We start from the raw sequence: 16,413 nt of genomic DNA on the forward strand, positions 1-16,413 counted from the left end.
GTGCGTCAACACCCCTGTGAAGCGGTGGCACTTGCCGTCCTGTCCGGCCGGTGAACAGCTCGTCGGTGACAGCCGCGGGGTGTTCTCCCGGGGACGCGGACGGTGGATTCGGCCGCACGTGCAGGAGCGCGGCACCGCCCCGCAGGCGCGGCACATGTCGATGAATCCGTGACCGGTCGAACGGGACACCGAAGGCTGGGCCCGGAAGCCGTACGGGGCGTGCAGCGTGAGACAGGTCCGCAGTGCCGCGCGGCGGCGCCGGACCGGCAGCGTCGAGTCGAGGGCGATGCGGTGACGAGTCAGGAAGCCGGCCGTCGGACGCGGGCCGTTCGCAAGGGTGCGGTGATCGCCAGGGACCGGTCGAACGCCTCGACCACGGCCTCGGCCGACTCAGGGGCGTGCCGGGCGGCCCAGGCCGAGACCAGCAGGAGGAAGTCGGCGAGGTCCTGCTGCACGCGGAGCAGCAGCCGGGTGAGCTCCGCTCGGGGAATCTCGATCACGGGTTCAGGCGTCCTGTCGTCCGGGCGCAGCAGAACCGTCTCGCCGAGCTGCTCGGTCCACGGAGTGGGGTCGTGGCCGAGCCATGTCTCCCCTCCGTCGGCGATCTCCAGCCACTCCCGCCAGTCCTCCAGCCCGCAGCAGCACCCGGGCGTGACGGCCGTACCGGTTTCCGTGTCCTGGACCCGCAGGCCGCCGGGGGCGACGAAGCCCTCTTCGTGCAGCAGTGAGCTCAGGAACGCGGCGGCCGGCCCGGCCTGCCTCACGTCGGCCCGGCGGCTGTTGTAGTCGGCGAGGGTGGCCATGGCGGTGCCGATCCGGTCGGGGCTCAGGGCACCGCTCAAGGACATGAGGTGGTACGGCGGCTGCTCGGCGACCGGCCAGAACGAGAAGTCGGGCAGGGCTCTGGTCTCCAGCACGGCGTGTATGACGATCACCGCCCCAGTATCGCGGCCACCTCGCCCGGAGCGCCGGGGAATATCGGCTCACGCGCACGACGGACGGCGCATGGAGCCAGGTCGGCCGGGGAGGGCTCTTCCCGAGGCGGTGCGAGGCGGGTGACCGGGGTCGGCACCGAAATCATGACCGGAGGCCGTATCGGGATTCCGATACGGCCTCCGGTTCTTCTCCTCCGTGCGCCGCCGGTGCGGCGGGCCCCGCACTCTGCCGCCGGCCGCGGACCGCCGCCCGTGCGGTGCGGATCAGGCCTGGTCCAGCAGGGTGGCCAAGGCCTTCCGCAGGGTCGTCCGGGGGTCCTTGGAGGGCCCCTCGGACCGCCAGGCGACGAAGCCGTCGGGGCGCACGAGCACCGCGCCCTCCGCGCTCACGCCGTGGACCTGCGCCCAGTCCGCGTCGCCGGCCGGGACCAGGTCGGCCTCGGGGCCGTCGCCGATCCGGTACGAGTCGACCGGGACGGACAACTGCCGGGCCGTGTCCTTCGCCGCCGCGTGCCAGGCACCGGCGCCGTCCGCCGAGCTCAGCAGCACCATGGACCGCTCGTACAGATCGAGGGTGGAGATCCGGGAGCCGGCCCGGGTCAGCCACATGTGCGGCGCCCGGCTTCCCGGCTCGCCCGTCAGCCGTACGCCCTCGGGCACGACCGGAGCGGCCGTGTCGGCGCCCAGGACCGCGCCCCGCGGGTAACGGTAGGCGAGCGCCACGTTGAGGATCCCGCCCTTCCTGCCGCCGGGGCCGCCCTGCCCGCCGGCTCCGGGCTCCGGGGTGTACCCGGGGTGGCTGTGCTCGACCGAACGCGACGAGGCGCGCGCGCTCGTCGCCTCCGCGACCGGCCGGCGCTCGGCGTCGTAGGACTTCAGCAGTCCCGGGCCCGCCCAGCCGGCCAGCACGGCGGACAGCTTCCAGGCGAGGTTGTGGGCGTCCTGGATACCGGTGTTGGAGCCGAACGCCCCGGTCGGGGACATCTCGTGGGCCGAGTCGCCGGCCAGGAACACCCGCCCCTGCGCGTACCGTTCGGCGACCCGCTCGGCCGCGTGCCAGGCCGCCCGGCCGGTGATCTCCACATCGAGATCCGGTACGCCGACGGCCCGCCGGATGTGCTCCACGCAGCGCTCGTCGGTGAACTCCTCGAGGGTTTCCCCGTGTTCGGGGTGCCAGGGCGCGTGGAAGACCCAGTGCTCCTTGTTGTCGACGGGCAGCAGAGCCCCGTCGGCCGCCGGATCGGTCAGGTAGCAGACGATGAACCGGCGGTCGCCGACGACCTCCGCGAGACCGCGCGAGGTGAACGTCAGGCTCACGTTGTGGAACAGGTCGCCCGGACCCGTCCGGCCGATGCGGAGCGTGTCGCGGATCGGGCTGCGCGGACCGTCCGCCGCGACGAGGTAGTCCGCGAGGATCGTCGTGTGCTCGCCGGTCTCCCGGCTCTTGACCTTCGCCGTCACCCCGTCGGAGTCCTGCTCGAAGGACATCAGCTCGGTCGAGAACCGCAGATCGCCGCCCAGCTCCCGCGCGCTCCTCAGCAGCACCGGTTCGAGGTCGTTCTGGCTGCACAGGCACCAGGCCCCCGGGCTGAAGCGGGCCAGCCCGCCGCCGGGGTCGATCTCCTTGAACAGCCACTCCCCGGCGTCGCCCACCAGGGTCGGCGTCTGCAGGATGCCGTGGTTGTCCGCGAGGACGGACGCCGCCTCCTCGATGCGCCGCTGCACGCCGGCCACCCGGAAGATCTCCATGGTGCGCACGTTGTTGCCGCGCCCGCGCGGGTGCATCGAGGTGCCCGCGTGCTTCTCGACCAGGACGTGCGGCACTCCGAGGCGCCCCAGGAACAGTGAGGTCGAGAGGCCCACCAGTGAGCCGCCGACGATGAGGACAGGCGTGTGGAGACCGTTCTCGCCGGCCTCTTCGAATCGGTTCATCGATTGCCTCCAGCGCCTCCGGGGACGCGAGTCAGGGATGGGATGCAGATTCCATGCCCGGTACGGGCCCCTTCGCGCGGCAGGGGCACCCGGATGGCGCGCGGTTCACCCGCCTGACCCGCGGGGCTCGCGCAGTCCGGGGCACCCGGCAACGATCAGCTCATGGCGGCCCCGGCGTTTCGGATACCGCGGTCGTTCCTGACTTCCGTGACGAAAAGGAGAGGTGTGCCGCAATGTCCAACTCGGGACGTATCGCGCAGTCGGCCTTCGACGGCTCGAAGCTGCGGGTGATCCTGCTGCTCGACCTGTACGAAGGCGCCCAGCAGCAGTTCCTCGACGCCTACGAACTCATGCGCAACCAGGTCGCCTCGGTCCCCGGTCACCTCAGCGACCAGCTCTGCCAGTCGATCGAGAACCCCTCGCAGTGGCTCATCACCAGCGAGTGGGAGAGCGCCCCGCCCTTCCTGGCCTGGGTGAACAGCGAGGAGCACGTCGAAACCGTCCGGCCCATGCACAGCTGCGTCCGGGACACCCGGTCGATGCGCTACAGCATCCTGCGCGAGACCAGCCCCGCCGAACAGCAGACCGCCCGGCCGGCCAGGCCCCGGCAGGTCGAGGCCCGCGTGGGCACCGGAGTGGCGCGCCACGCCCTCACCTTCACCGTCAAGCCCGGATCCGAGTCGAAGGTCGCGGAGATCCTGGCCGGCTACCAGTCGCCGCAGGCCCAGGTCGACGACACCACCCGGCTGCGCCGCACCTCGCTCTTCATGCACGGCAACCGCGTCGTGCGGGCCGTGGAGGTCGAGGGCGACCTGCTCGCCGCACTGCGCCACGTGTCGCGCCAGCCCGAGGTGCGGGCGGTCGAGGAAGCCATCAACCCCTACCTGGAGCAGGACCGGGACCTGAGCGACCCCGAATCCGCGCGGGTCTTCTTCACCCGGGCGGCGCTCCCCGCCGTGCACCACGTGGTCTCCGGCGGTGAGGAACCCGCGAAGGTGACCCGGCACGCGCTGTTCTACCCGGCCCGCAAGGGCTGCGGCATGGAACTGGCCCGGCTGCTCGCCCACCAGGACGAGGCCGCGGCCGACGACAGGAACAGCCCGGTGTACAGCAGCACCGTCTTCCAGCGCGACGACATCGTGGTGCGGCTCATCGACATCACCGGCGACCTCGATCTCGACCCCGTCGCCTCCCTCGGCCTCAAGGGCCCCAAGAAGGCGGCCGAGCTGGAGCGTCTCCTCGACGGCGCCGCGATCGGCGTCGAGGGCTCCCTGGGGACGGAACGCAACATCAACCGCCTCCTGTCGCACGCCGACATGCTGCCCATCACCGACCGGAGCTCGGGTCCCGCCTGACGGACCGCCGCAGCCCGCGTTCCCGGACGTCCATCCGACGTCCTCGCCACACCCGGAGGTTCAAGCATGATCAAGCACCATCCACGCATCGTGGACCTGAGCGAGACGGAGCCCAACCGCAGACGCGGAGGAGACATCCGGGCCCTGCTCACACCCGCCACGGCCGGGTCCACCAGCGGCTTCATGGGCCTGGCCATCATCCAGCCCGGCGAGCGCATCGGCGAGCACTACCACCCGTACTCCGAGGAGTTCGTGTACGTCGTCAGCGGCGCCCTCGAAGTGGACCTGGACGGTGAGGCGTTCGCGCTCCGGCCCGATCAGGGCCTGCTGATCCCCATCGACATGCGGCACCGCTTCCGCAACGTCGGCGACGAGGAGGCCCGCATGGTCTTCCACCTCGGCCCGCTCGCCCCCCGTCCGAGCCTCGGCCACGTCGACACGGAGGCCACCGACGACACCGTGCCGAGTCCCGAGTTCATGACGGCCGTGCCCCACCTGTCCACGCCGGACCACGGACAGCCGTCCGAACGAAGCGGGGCCATAAAGTGACGCGGCGGGTGGCCGTCACCGGCATCGGTGTGGTCGCTCCTGGAGGTATCGGGACAAAGGCGTTCTGGGACCTCCTCGAAGGCGGCCGCACCGCGACCCGGGGGATAACGCTCTTCGATCCGGCGGGCCTGCGCTCACGCATAGCCGCCGAATGCGACTTCGACCCGCTCGCGCACGGTTTGGACCCGGAGCTGATCGAACACGCCGACCGGTACATCCAGTTCGCCGTGGTCGCGGCCGGGGAAGCCGTCCGCGACTCCGGCCTCGACACGGGCCGGGAGGACCCCTGGCGCGTCGCGGTCTCCCTGGGCAGCGCCGTCGGCGGCACCACCCGTCTGGAACACGACTACGTCCAGGTCAGCGAGTCGGGCCGGCGGTGGGACGTGGACCACCACGCGGCCGACCCGAAACTCCATCTCGCGTTCGCGCCCAGCACGCTCGCCTCGGTCGTCGCCGAACAGTTCGGGGCGCAGGGACCGGTGCAGACCGTCTCCACCGGATGCACCTCCGGACTCGACGCCGTCGGATACGCCTTCCACACCATCGAGGAAGGCCGCGCCGACGTCTGCATAGCCGGGGCGTCCGACTCGCCCATATCCCCGATCACGATGGCCTGCTTCGACGCCATCAAGGCCACGTCGCCCGACAACGACGACGCCGAGCACGCCTCCCGGCCCTTCGACGCCAACCGCAACGGCTTCGTCATGGGCGAGGGCGCGGCCGTCCTGGTCCTGGAGGAGTACGAACACGCCCGGGCCCGCGGCGCGCACGTCTACTGCGAGCTCGGCGGCTACGCCACCTACGGCAACGCCTACCACATGACCGGTCTGACCAGCGAGGGCCTGGAGATGTCCCGGGCCATCGACAGCACGCTCGGCCAGGCCCGGCTCGACCCCACGCGCATCGACTACGTCAACGCGCACGGCTCCGGCACCCGGCAGAACGACCGGCACGAGACCGCCGCCGTCAAACGCTCCCTGGGCGAGCACGCCCACCGGACGCCGATGAGCTCCATCAAATCCATGGTGGGCCACTCGCTGGGCGCGATCGGCGCGATCGAGGTCGTCGCCTGCGTCCTCGCCCTGAAGCACCAGGTGGTGCCGCCCACGGCGAACTACGAGACCCCCGACCCCGAGTGCGACCTGGACTACGTGCCGCGCACCGCCCGCCCGCGGAAGCTCAGGAACGTGCTCTCCGTCGGCAGCGGGTTCGGCGGATTCCAGTCCGCGGTGCTCCTGACCGAGCCGGCTGGGAGGACACGATGAGCACTCAGCGCCCCCGGAACGCGGCCATCACCGGAATCGGTGTCATCGCCCCCAACGGACTGCGCGCCGACGCCTACTGGAAGTCCGTCAGGGAAGGCCTCGGCGTCCTGGACCGGATCACCCGCGAGGGCTGCGGACACCTTCCGCTGCGCGTCGCGGGCGAGGTACGGGCCTTCGACGCCGCCGACCTGATCGAGGAGCGCTTCCTCGTCCAGACCGACCGCTTCAGCCACTTCGCGATGGCCGCGACCGTCCTGGCCCTCGACGACGCGGGCCTCGGAGCGGGCGCCCCCGAGGACGCGTACGACGTCGGCGTGGTCACCGCCGCCGGATCCGGCGGCGGCGAGTTCGGCCAGCGCGAACTGCAGAAACTGTGGGGCCAGGGCTCCAAGTTCGTCGGCCCGTACCAGTCCATCGCCTGGTTCTACGCCGCCAGCACCGGCCAGATCTCCATCCGCGGCGGATTCAAGGGACCCTGCGGAGTCGTCGCGAGCGACGAGGCCGGGGGACTGGACGCCATCGCCCACGCCGCCCGCGGCGTACGGCGCGGCACCGGAGCGATGCTCGTCGGCGCCGCGGAGGCGCCGCTCGCCCCGTACTCGATGGTCTGCCAGCTCGGCTACCCCGAACTCAGCACCGTCGAGGACCCCGGCCGCGCCTACCGCCCCTTCACCGAGGGAGCCTGCGGCTTCGTGCCCGCGGAAGGCGGTGCCATGCTCGTCGTGGAGGACGAGCGGCGCGCGCGCGAGCGGGGGGCCGAGATCCGGGCCCTGGTGGCCGGACACGCGGCCACGTTCACCGGCGCCTCGCAGTGGGAGCGGTCCCGGGAAGGGCTCGCCCACGCGATCCGGGGCGCCCTCGCCGAGGCCGGCTGCGCCCCGGAGGAGATCGACGTCGTCTTCGCCGACGCCCTGGGCGTCCCGGCCGCCGACCGCGCCGAAGCCCTGGCCATCGCCGACGCCCTCGGCGCGCACGGAACCCGGGTCCCCGTCACCGCACCCAAGACGGGCATCGGACGGGCCTACTGCGGGGCACCCCTGCTGGACACCGCCGCCGCGGTCCTCGCCATGGAACACGGCCAGGTCCCTCCCACCCCCAACGTGTTCGACATCTGCCACGACATCGACCTGGTGACGTCGAACGCCCGCCCCGCCGAACTGCGCACGGCCCTGGTCCTCAGCAGGGGACTCATGGGGTCCAACGCGGCCCTGGTCGTGCGCCGCGGCGGCGAACACGCCCGGTAGCCCGGGCCGCACGTGAGGAGAACAACCGCATGATCACCACCGAAGTGACCGTCGACGAACTGGCCGCGCTCATGAAGAAGGCCGCCGGGATCACCGTCGACCCCCTCGAACTCGCGCAGTCCTTCGACGCGCCGTTCGGCACCCTCGGACTCGACTCGCTCGGTCTGCTCGGCATCGTCGGCGAACTGGAGAACCGGTACAGCCGGCCCCTGCCCCCCGACGCGGAGCGCTGCAAGACCCCGCGGGAGTTCCTCGATCTCGTCAACGACACCCTCAAGGCTGGAGCCTGAAGTGCCCGGACACACCGAGAACAGCATCGTCATCGACGCCCCGCTCGACCTCGTGTGGGACATCACGAACGACATCGAGAACTGGCCACAGCTGTTCAGCGAGTACGCGTCCCTCGAAGTCCTGACCCGGGACGGCGACACGACCACCTTCCGCCTCACCATGCACCCGGACGACAACGGCAAGGTGTGGAGCTGGGTCTCGCAGCGCACCGTCGACCGTCCCGGGCGGACCGTGCGGGCGCGCCGCGTCGAGACGGGACCGTTCGCGCACATGAACATCCGGTGGGAGTACGAGGAGACCCCGGCCGGCACCCACATGCGCTGGGTGCAGGACTTCGCGATGAAGCCCGACGCCCCGGTCGACGACGACTGGATGACGGACAACATCAACCGCAACTCCGTCGTCCAGATGGCCCTCATCCGGGACCGGATCGAACAGGCCGCCCGGGAGCGCCGCAGCCCCGCCGCGATGCCCCGCTGACCGCCGGAACCGGCACAGGAAAGGACACCCGATGCACCACGCCCTGATCGTCGCCCGCATGGCGCCCGACTCGGCTCCGGCGATCTCCGACGTGTTCGCCGCCTCCGACCGGGGTGAGCTCCCGCACCTCATCGGGGTCAACCGGCGCAGCCTCTTCCAGTTCGGTGACGTGTACCTGCACCTCATCGAATCGGAACGGGACCCGGGTCCCGCCATCGCGAAGGTGGCCGGGCACCCCGAGTTCCGGAGCATCAGCGAGGAACTGTCGGCGTACGTCAGCGCGTACGACCCGCAGACATGGCGCAGCCCCAAGGACGCCATGGCGCACTGCTTCTACCGCTGGGAGCGGGACACCGCCTCCTGAGCGGACCCTGTGACACGACCCGAGGCCGCCGGCTCCGCGACGAAGCGGAACCGGCGGCCTCGGGTCGTGTCCTGTGCGCCGCCCGGTCAGCCGGGGACGGTGCACTCGAAGGCGTGCAGATAGGGGTTCACCGGACGGATCTCGCCGATGACCAGGCCCGCGGCCGTGAGCCGGTCGACCATGCTCTGCCGGGTGTGCTTGGCACCGCCGACGTTGAGGAGCAGCAGCAGGTCCATGGCCGTCGTGAACCGCATCGACGGGGTGTCGTCCACGAGGTTCTCGATGACGACGACCCGGGCACCGGGCCGGGCCGCCGCGCGGACGTTCGCGAGCGCCCTGCGGGTGCTCTCGTCGTCCCACTCCAGGATGTTCTTGATGATGTACACGTCCGCCTGGACCGGGATGTCCTCACGGCAGTCCCCGGCCACGATCCGCACCCGGCCGGCCAGCGCCCCGCCGTCACGCAGACGCGGATCGGCGTTCTCCACCACGCCCGGCAGGTCGAGCAGGGTGCCGTGCAGGCCCGGGTGCTTCTCCAGCAGACTCGCCACGACGTGACCCTGGCCGCCGCCGATGTCGGCGACCGACGTCACGCCCTTGAGGTCCAGCAGCTTCGCCACGTCCTGCGCCGACTGCGAACTGGACGTCGTCATGGCCCGGTTGAAGACGTACGCGGATTCGGGAGCGTCCTCGTTGAGGTACTGGAAGAACTCCTTGTCGTACACGTCCACGAAGACGTTGCCGCCGGTGCGGACCGCCTCGTCGAGCTTCGGCCAGACGTTCCACGTCCACGGCTCGGTGCACCACAGGGCGATGTAGCGCAGGCTGTTGGGATCGTCCTCGCGCAGGAGCCGGGACATCTCCGTGTGCGCGAACGTGCCGTCGGGACGCTCGGTGAACACGCCCTGGCAGGTCAGGGCGCGCAGCAGCCGGCGCAGGGTGCCCGGCTGGGTCTTCACCGCGGAGGCCAGGTCCTCCACGCTCATGGGGACGTCGTCCAGGGCGTCCGCCACACCCAGCCGGGCGGCGGCGCGTACGGCGGCGGCGCGGGCCGCGCCGAAGACGAGTTCCCGCAGCTGCGAGGACGGCGGGGGACTCTGTTCGACCGTTGTCATTCAGTGCCTCGATTCTGATGTCGCGCTGTGCTCAGCACATGCCGGCGGGCTCGGAGACCTTGCAGGAGTTGCCCCGGAACGTGTTGCCCTTGCCGGCGGTGTCGCGGTTGGCGAGGTCGGACGGGCCGTTGCGCAGCAGCACGTTGTCGCGCACCTCGTTGCGCTCGCTGAGCGCGCCGACGAAGCTCTTGAACAGCACGATGCCGCCCGAGAGCGGGGAGGTGCCCACGTTGTCCTCGACCCTGTTGTGCGTCACCCGGGTGTCCTCCGCGCCGGTCAGGACGATCCCCGAGCCCTGGAGGGCGGGCAGCCGGGCGGTCTTGGGGCAGGACTTGTTGTTGGCGTGGATGTAGTTGCCGCGCACGGACAGGTCGCCGACGCGCGGCTTGTTCTCGTCACCGACGACGAACACCGCGGTGCAGTTGCCGGTGGCGTCGTTGCGGGCGACGGTCAGGTTGCGCAGCCGCCGCACCGTGATGCCGATCCGGTTGCCGCTCAGCTGGTTGTGGGCGACCACCGTTCCCCGGGTGTCGCGGGCGCCCTCCTCGGTGGCGACCGTGTTGGAGAGGAAGACACCGGCGTCGCCGTTGTCCTTCGCGATGTTGCGCACGAATCTGGTCCGGACGGACCGCTCCTCGGCGATGCCCCACTGGCCGTTCTTCTCGGCGGTCACCCCGCGCACGGTCAGCCTGTCGGTCCCGGTCGCCCACAGGCCCTGCTTGGAGAAGCCCCTGACGGTCAGGGAGGCGACGGTGACGCCGCCGAGGCGCTTGCTGTCGGTCCCGGTCACACAGATGCCGTTGCCCGCCTTGGCGCAGGCGTCGGTGGCGGCCGTGTTCGGCACGATGACGGTGGACCTCGCGCTCGCGCCCCGCAGGGTCAGATCCTTCACCGTGATGGTGACGCTCTCGCGATAGGTGCCGGGGGAGACGACGACGGTGTCACCCGCTCGCGCCGAGTCCACGGCCTTCTGGATGGATTCACCTGGCCGTACCAGGTGCACGGACGGGTGGTCGGAGGGCAGGGCGGCGCCCACGCCCGACGCCACGACGACCGCCGTGCACGCGAGGTAGGCCATCTGTTGTCTGGTCATGGGCCGAAGCTATGAAGGGGCGTTCCGCCCCGCCACCGCTGCTCGCCCAGGTGGCCCGCTCCGTCACCGTGACGCGCCGGGAGACCCCCGCGACGGCGCCGCCCCGGCCGGAGGATCCGGCCGGGGCGGCGTGTGCGGAGCTGTGCCCGCGGAGTCGTGCGGGGTGGTGCGGTGGATCAGGCGAGGGTCGCGAGCGTCTCGTTCCAGGTGGCGGACGGACGCATGATCTTCGCGGCCTTGGCGGGGTCGGGCTGGTAGTAGCCGCCGATGTCGGCCGCGTTGCCCTGGACCGCGTTCAGCTCGCCGACGATCGTCTGCTCCTGCGCGGTCAGCGTCTCGGCGAACTGGGCGAACGCCTTGGCGAGCTCGGCGTCGTCGGTCTGGCGGGCCAGCTCCTGCGCCCAGTACAGGGACAGGTAGAAGTGGCTGCCGCGGTTGTCGATGCCGCCGACGCGACGGGTCGGGGACTTGTCCTCGTCGAGGAAGGTCGCCGTGGCGCGGTCGAGGGTGTCGGCGAGGACCTGGGCGCGGGCGTTGCCGGTGGTGTTCGCGAGCTGCTCCAGGGACGGCACCAGCGCGAAGAACTCGCCGAGCGAGTCCCAGCGCAGGTAGTCCTCCTTGACGAGCTGCTGGACGTGCTTCGGCGCGGAGCCGCCGGCGCCGGTCTCGAACAGGCCGCCGCCCGCCATCAGCGGGACGACCGACAGCATCTTGGCGCTGGTGCCCAGCTCCAGGATCGGGAACAGGTCGGTCAGGTAGTCACGCAGCACGTTGCCGGTCACCGAGATGGTGTCCTCGCCGCGGCGGATGCGCTCCACCGACAGCTTGGTGGCCTCGACGGGGGCCAGGACGCGGATGTCCAGGCCCTCGGTGTCGTGCTCCGTCAGGTACTGCTCGACCTTGGCGATCAGGTTGGCGTCGTGGGCGCGGGTCGCGTCCAGCCAGAACACGGCCGGGGAGCCGGTGGCGCGGGCGCGGGTGACGGCGAGCTTCACCCAGTCCTTGATCGGCGCGTCCTTGGTCTGGCAGGCGCGGAAGATGTCGCCGGCGGAGACCGCCTGCTCCAGGACCACGTCGCCGGCCGCGTCGACCAGGCGGACCGTGCCGGTGACCGGGATCTCGAAGGTCTTGTCGTGACTGCCGTACTCCTCGGCCTTCTGCGCCATGAGGCCGACGTTCGGGACGGAGCCCATGGTCGACGGGTCGTAGGCGCCGTTGGCGCGGCAGTCCTCGATCACGGCCTGGTAGACGCCGGAGTAGGAGGAGTCCGGCAGGACCGCGAGGGTGTCGGCCTCCTGGCCGTCCGCGCCCCACATGTGGCCGGAGGTGCGGATCATGGCCGGCATCGAGGCGTCGACGATGACGTCGGACGGCACGTGCAGGTTGGTGATGCCCTTGTCGGAGTCGACCATCGCGAGGGCCGGGCCCTCGGCGAGCTCGGCGTCGAAGGACGCCTTGATCTCGGCACCCTCCGGGAGCGCCTCGAGGCCCTTGAAGATGCCGCCGAGACCGTCGTTCGGGGTCAGACCGGCGGCGGCGAGCGTCTCACCGTGCGCCGCGAACGTCTTCGGGAAGAAGGCGCGCACCACGTGACCGAAGACGATCGGGTCGGAGACCTTCATCATCGTGGCCTTGAGGTGCACCGAGAACAGCACGCCCTCGGCCTTCGCGCGGGCGATCTGCGCGGTCAGGAACTCGCGCAGCGGCGCGACGTGCATGACGGACGCGTCCACGACCTCGCCCGCGAGGACGGGTACGGACTCGCGCAGCACGGTGGTGGAGCCGTCGTCGCCGACCAGCTCGATGCGCAGCGTGCCGGCCTCGGAGATCACCGCGGACTTCTCGGTGGAGCGGAAGTCGTCGACGCCCATCGTGGCGACGTTCGTCTTCGACTCGGACGACCACGTGCCCATGCGGTGCGGGTGGGTCTTGGCGTAGTTCTTGACCGACGCGGGGGCGCGGCGGTCGGAGTTGCCCTCGCGCAGGACCGGGTTCACGGCGCTGCCCTTGACCTTGTCGTACCGGGCGCGGATGTCGCGCTCCTCGTCCGACTTCGGGTCGTCCGGGTAGTCCGGAAGCGCGTAGCCCTGGGCCTGCAGCTCGGCGACCGCGGCCTTCAGCTGGGGGATCGAGGCCGAGATGTTCGGCAGCTTGATGATGTTCGCGCCGGGGGTCTTGGCCAGCTCACCGAGCTCGGACAGGGCGTCCGCGATGCGCTGGTCCTCCTGGAGGAACTCCGGGAAGAGGGCGATGATGCGCCCGGCCAGCGAGATGTCACGGGTCTCCACAGTGACACCCGCCTGAGAGGCGTACGCCTGGACGACCGGCAGGAACGAATACGTCGCCAGGGCCGGGGCCTCGTCAGTGTGCGTGTAAATGATGGTCGAGTCAGTCACCGGGTGCTCCGCTCCACGTCTGCAACATTGCTCGACATCAAGATATCTCGTGAGCGCCCCCGGCTCGACAGGGGTCCGTTCCGCGTCGGGCCGGGCGTGGTGGAAAAACGCCCTCCGTGCCGCAGCGGGCCCCCGCGCCGACCACCACCGCCGTCGCCGTCCTGTCGCGCCCGCGGACGTGAACACGCCGTCCGGCCGGTCCCGCGGATGTGAACACGACGGCCGATGTGAAAACGGGAACGGCCCTCCGGAGGCAACCGGACGGCCCGCCCGGACGTACCTGAGAGTGACCCGGCACTTGATCTTGCGGCGGACCTTCCGGCCCTCCGTCGCCCGAACGAAAGCGAACCATGAGATATCGCACCAGAGTGACGGCCCCCGCGGCCGCGCTGCTCGGCACCGCCGCCGCGCTCGCCGTCGCCCCCACCGCCTCGGCCCGGCCGCTGGCCTTAAAGCCTGCTCAGGGCACCCCGGGTGCGGAGACCCTCGGTGACACCGTCTTCCCGGCCCTCGGCAACGACGGCTACCGCGTCGAGGCGTACCACCTCGACTTCTCGTACGACGCGACGACCCGGCTGGTCGACGCCAAGGCCATCCTGATGATCAGGGCGACCCAGGACCTCTCGCGCTTCTCCCTCGACGCGCTCGGCCTGGACGTCCGTGCGGTGCGGGTCGGCGCCGTCGCGGCCGGCTTCGAGCAGGCGGACGAGAAGCTGCGGATCACCCCGGCGCGGACCCTGCCGAAGGACTGCGCGGTCGCGGTCTGTGTCGAGTACGGCGCCGACCCGGCCAGGAAGCTCACGCACACCGCCTGGGTTCCCACCCCCGACGGCTTCGCGGTGTGTCCCCAGCCGGACGCCGCGCACACCGTCTTCCCGTGCAACGACCACCCGACGGACAAGGCGGACTTCAGCTTCCGCATCACCGTGCCGAACACCCTGCGCGGGGTCGCGAACGGCTCGCTGATCGGCACCGAGAAGCTGGACGGCGACCGGACCGCGTACATCTACCGCTCGGCCGACCCGATAGCCACCGAGCTGGTGCAGATCACCGTCGGCGACTACACCGTCAAGGAGCGCCAAGGTCCGAACGGGCTGGGGCTGCGGGACGTCGTCCCGACGGCGCGGGCCGCCGCGCTGGAGCCGGCGCTCGCGCTCACGCCCGGCCTGCTGGACTGGCTGGAGCAGCGGCTCGGCGCCTATCCGTTCGAGACGTACGGGCTGCTGCCCTGCAACTCCGACGACCCGAACGCCTTCGACTTCACGGGCCTGGAGACCCAGACCCTGACGCTCTACAAGCCGAACTTCCTGCTCCAGGAGGAGAAGAAGATCGGCTCGCACATGATGCACGAGCTGGTCCACTCCTGGTTCGGCAACTGCGTCAGCCCCGCCAACTGGGCCGATCTGTGGCTGAACGAGGGCCACGCGGACTTCTACGGGCTGCTCTACCGCTACGAGCGCGGCTGGGCCGACTCGCTGGGGCTGACCACCATGGAAGCCCGGATGAAGGACACGTACGCCAGGGGCGACCAGTGGCGCCAGTCCTCCGGGCCCGTGGCCGCGCCGAACGCCGTCAACCTGTTCGACAACCAGCGCTACCTGGGCGGCGTCCTGGTCCTCTACGCGCTGCGCGAGCTCGTCGGCGAGGACGTCTTCCACCGCATCGAGCGCACCTTCCTGGACCGCCACCGCAACCGCTCGGCGACCACCGCGGACTACATCGCGGTCGCCACCGAGATCTCCGGAACGGACCAGTCGGGCTTCCTGAACGACTGGCTCTACGGGACGACGACACCGCGCATGCCGAACCACCCGGACTGGACGGTCACCCCGGTGGTGTCGAGCCTGGTCGCGCCGCGCCACCGCGCGCCCGGCCACTACCCGGACTCGACCGCCACGCTCTGACCGAGCCGGCGACCGGCCCCGTCGGCCGCGACCGGCGGGGCCGGAGACGCGAGGCGGGACCGGAGCCGAGAGGCGGGCCGGAGCCCCGAGGCAGGACCGGAGCAGGGAAGCGGGGGCCGGGCGGAACACTCCGCCCGGCCCCCGCCGGTTCCTCAGGGCCGCTTCGCGGCTTCGCGCTGATGGGGGATCGCGGTCTCCAGGAAGCCCGCGCCGCCGGGCTGGAGCGCGACCGTCCGGGCGGGCGACGGAATCCGGATGCCCTCGTCCCGGTAGCGCTTGTGCAGGCGCTTGATGAACTCGTGCTTGATCCGGTACTGGTCGCTGAACTCACCCACACCGAGGATCACGGTGAGACCGATGCGCGAGTCGCCGAAGGTGTGGAAACGCACGGCGGGTTCGTGCTCCGGGACGGCGCCGTCGATCCCGGTCATCACCTGGGCGACGACCTCGTTCGTGACCCGCTCGACATGGTCGAGGTCGCTGTCGTAGCCGACGCCCACCTGCACGGTGAGCGTCATCCGCTGCTCGGGCCGGGTGAAGTTGGTCATGTTGGTGCCCGAGAGCTGGGCGTTGGGGATGATGACCAGGTTGTTGGAGAGCTGACGGACCGTGGTGTTGCGCCAGTTGATGTCGACGACGTACCCCTCCTCCCCGCTGCTCAGCTGGATGTAGTCGCCCGGCTGGATCGTCTTCGAGGCGAGGATGTGCACGCCCGCGAAGAGGTTGGCGAGGGTGTCCTGGAGCGCGAGGGCGACGGCCAGACCACCCACGCCCAGGGCCGTCAGCAGGGGCGCGATCGAGATCCCCAGGGTCTGCAGGACGATCAGGAAGCCGATCGCCATCACCACGACCCGGGTGATGTTGACGAAGATGGTGGCCGAACCGGCGACGCCCGAGCGGGACTGGGTCACCGACTGGACCAGGCCGGTGATCAGCCGGGCCGCGGTGATGGTCGCGACCAGGATGAGCAGGACGGTCAGCGACCGGTTGACGGTCTTGCCGATCGGCGCGGTCAGCGGAAGCACCGCGGCCGCCGCGGCGACACCTCCGGCCACCGCCGACCACGGGACGACGGTGCGCAGCGCGTCCACCATGATGTCGTCGCCGCTCCAGCGGGTGCGCTCGGCGTGCTTGCCCAGCCAGCGCAGCAGCATCCGCAGCAGGAACGCCGCCAGCAGCCCGGCCGCCACGGCTATTCCGGCGATCATCAGGTCGTCCAGGGTGACGGAGCGCTTCATCGGTGACCTCCTCGCGGACCGGGGCCGGGGTGAGGGCCCGCGGGCCGAATGTGCTGTGTCGTCACTTGCCACCTGCTCGAATCCGGGAACGCGCGATCATGCCCGGACGGGTGTCCGTCGTCGTCCGGGGAGACCGCTCATCCTGCCGCATCCGGCTGCCCCTCCGTCACCAGCCCCACGGGGGACCACTCTTGGGGGTCCATGGACAGCCCCCTGCCCAACTGCCGCGACCGGCCTGCTCGGACGGGGTGC

The 16,413-nt window shown here is 71.0% G+C and carries 14 protein-coding genes; 8 read left to right on the plus strand and 6 right to left on the minus strand.

The window, feature by feature from the left end; genetic code table 11:
* Positions 1-299: 299 nt before the first annotated feature.
* Together ACH4S8_RS00865 and ACH4S8_RS00870 are read right to left on the minus strand one after the other, a co-directional pair.
* On the minus strand, positions 300-935 hold the full coding sequence (locus ACH4S8_RS00865; protein WP_398389603.1) for a hypothetical protein: 636 nt from the start codon (positions 933-935) through the stop codon (positions 300-302).
* Positions 936-1,199: 264 nt separating this feature from the next.
* Positions 1,200-2,867, minus strand: a complete 1,668-nt coding sequence (locus ACH4S8_RS00870) for an FAD-dependent oxidoreductase (RefSeq protein ID WP_398389605.1) — start codon at positions 2,865-2,867, stop codon at positions 1,200-1,202.
* A gap of 233 nt (positions 2,868-3,100) precedes the next feature.
* Between ACH4S8_RS00870 and ACH4S8_RS00875 the strand changes: the two genes are divergently transcribed.
* The 7 genes from ACH4S8_RS00875 (at position 3,101) to ACH4S8_RS00905 (ending at position 8,415) form a co-directional block, all read left to right on the plus strand.
* Positions 3,101-4,222, plus strand: coding sequence for a SchA/CurD-like domain-containing protein (locus ACH4S8_RS00875; RefSeq protein ID WP_398389606.1), 1,122 nt, complete (start codon positions 3,101-3,103; stop codon positions 4,220-4,222).
* Positions 4,223-4,288: 66 nt separating this feature from the next.
* Positions 4,289-4,771, plus strand: a complete 483-nt coding sequence (locus tag ACH4S8_RS00880; protein ID WP_398389608.1) for a cupin domain-containing protein — start codon at positions 4,289-4,291, stop codon at positions 4,769-4,771.
* Entirely contained in the window at positions 4,768-6,036 is a 1,269-nt protein-coding gene (locus ACH4S8_RS00885; RefSeq protein ID WP_398389610.1) for a beta-ketoacyl-[acyl-carrier-protein] synthase family protein, read from the plus strand. Before ACH4S8_RS00880 ends, ACH4S8_RS00885 begins: the two co-directional genes overlap by 4 nt.
* Positions 6,033-7,280 (plus strand): ketosynthase chain-length factor, encoded by a 1,248-nt coding sequence (locus ACH4S8_RS00890; protein WP_398389612.1) that lies wholly within the window; start codon positions 6,033-6,035, stop codon positions 7,278-7,280. Before ACH4S8_RS00885 ends, ACH4S8_RS00890 begins: the two co-directional genes overlap by 4 nt.
* A gap of 29 nt (positions 7,281-7,309) precedes the next feature.
* Complete coding sequence (locus ACH4S8_RS00895) at positions 7,310-7,570, plus strand: phosphopantetheine-binding protein (RefSeq protein ID WP_037617929.1); 261 nt, start codon at positions 7,310-7,312, stop codon at positions 7,568-7,570.
* 1 nt (position 7,571) lies between these two features.
* Complete coding sequence (locus ACH4S8_RS00900; RefSeq protein WP_398389614.1) at positions 7,572-8,051, plus strand: SRPBCC family protein; 480 nt, start codon at positions 7,572-7,574, stop codon at positions 8,049-8,051.
* Positions 8,052-8,082: 31 nt separating this feature from the next.
* Positions 8,083-8,415 (plus strand): TcmI family type II polyketide cyclase, encoded by a 333-nt coding sequence (locus ACH4S8_RS00905; RefSeq protein WP_398389615.1) that lies wholly within the window; start codon positions 8,083-8,085, stop codon positions 8,413-8,415.
* Positions 8,416-8,501: 86 nt separating this feature from the next.
* Here ACH4S8_RS00905 and ACH4S8_RS00910 read toward each other — a convergent pair whose 3' ends face one another.
* From ACH4S8_RS00910 to ACH4S8_RS00920, 3 genes are all read right to left on the minus strand, one after another.
* On the minus strand, positions 8,502-9,530 hold the full coding sequence (locus tag ACH4S8_RS00910; protein WP_398389617.1) for a methyltransferase: 1,029 nt from the start codon (positions 9,528-9,530) through the stop codon (positions 8,502-8,504).
* Between the two features lie 31 nt (positions 9,531-9,561).
* Positions 9,562-10,623 carry a nitrous oxide reductase family maturation protein NosD gene (locus ACH4S8_RS00915; protein WP_398389619.1) on the minus strand — a complete coding sequence of 354 codons (1,062 nt, stop codon included), beginning with the start codon at positions 10,621-10,623 and terminating at the stop codon, positions 9,562-9,564.
* Positions 10,624-10,799: 176 nt separating this feature from the next.
* A complete protein-coding gene (locus tag ACH4S8_RS00920; RefSeq protein WP_398389621.1) occupies positions 10,800-13,019 on the minus strand; it encodes an NADP-dependent isocitrate dehydrogenase in 2,220 nt (739 codons plus the stop codon).
* Positions 13,020-13,369: 350 nt separating this feature from the next.
* Here ACH4S8_RS00920 and ACH4S8_RS00925 point away from each other — a divergent pair, with 350 nt between their 5' ends.
* Positions 13,370-14,923 (plus strand): M1 family metallopeptidase, encoded by a 1,554-nt coding sequence (locus tag ACH4S8_RS00925; protein ID WP_398389622.1) that lies wholly within the window; start codon positions 13,370-13,372, stop codon positions 14,921-14,923.
* A gap of 152 nt (positions 14,924-15,075) precedes the next feature.
* On the opposite strand, the gene ACH4S8_RS00930 is transcribed toward ACH4S8_RS00925, so the two are convergent.
* Positions 15,076-16,161 carry a mechanosensitive ion channel family protein gene (locus tag ACH4S8_RS00930; RefSeq protein WP_398389623.1) on the minus strand — a complete coding sequence of 362 codons (1,086 nt, stop codon included), beginning with the start codon at positions 16,159-16,161 and terminating at the stop codon, positions 15,076-15,078.
* Positions 16,162-16,413 lie beyond the last annotated feature (252 nt).

The sequence above is a fragment of the Streptomyces sp. NPDC021080 genome, from assembly GCF_044333225.1.
GTDB lineage: Bacteria > Actinomycetota > Actinomycetes > Streptomycetales > Streptomycetaceae > Streptomyces.

What these genes read in the sequence shown, in the direction of transcription:
- ACH4S8_RS00870 (WP_398389605.1), bottom strand. Translation starts at nt 2,867, where the DNA reads ATGAACCGATTCGAAGAGGCCGGCGAGAACGGTCTCCACACGCCTGTC.
- ACH4S8_RS00875 (WP_398389606.1), top strand. Translation starts at nt 3,101, where the DNA reads ATGTCCAACTCGGGACGTATCGCGCAGTCGGCCTTCGACGGCTCGAAG.
- ACH4S8_RS00880 (WP_398389608.1), top strand. Translation starts at nt 4,289, where the DNA reads ATGATCAAGCACCATCCACGCATCGTGGACCTGAGCGAGACGGAGCCC.
- ACH4S8_RS00890 (WP_398389612.1), top strand. Translation starts at nt 6,033, where the DNA reads ATGAGCACTCAGCGCCCCCGGAACGCGGCCATCACCGGAATCGGTGTC.
- ACH4S8_RS00895 (WP_037617929.1), top strand. Translation starts at nt 7,310, where the DNA reads ATGATCACCACCGAAGTGACCGTCGACGAACTGGCCGCGCTCATGAAG.
- ACH4S8_RS00905 (WP_398389615.1), top strand. Translation starts at nt 8,083, where the DNA reads ATGCACCACGCCCTGATCGTCGCCCGCATGGCGCCCGACTCGGCTCCG.
- ACH4S8_RS00910 (WP_398389617.1), bottom strand. Translation starts at nt 9,530, where the DNA reads ATGACAACGGTCGAACAGAGTCCCCCGCCGTCCTCGCAGCTGCGGGAA.
- ACH4S8_RS00915 (WP_398389619.1), bottom strand. Translation starts at nt 10,623, where the DNA reads ATGACCAGACAACAGATGGCCTACCTCGCGTGCACGGCGGTCGTCGTG.
- ACH4S8_RS00925 (WP_398389622.1), top strand. Translation starts at nt 13,370, where the DNA reads ATGAGATATCGCACCAGAGTGACGGCCCCCGCGGCCGCGCTGCTCGGC.
- ACH4S8_RS00930 (WP_398389623.1), bottom strand. Translation starts at nt 16,161, where the DNA reads ATGAAGCGCTCCGTCACCCTGGACGACCTGATGATCGCCGGAATAGCC.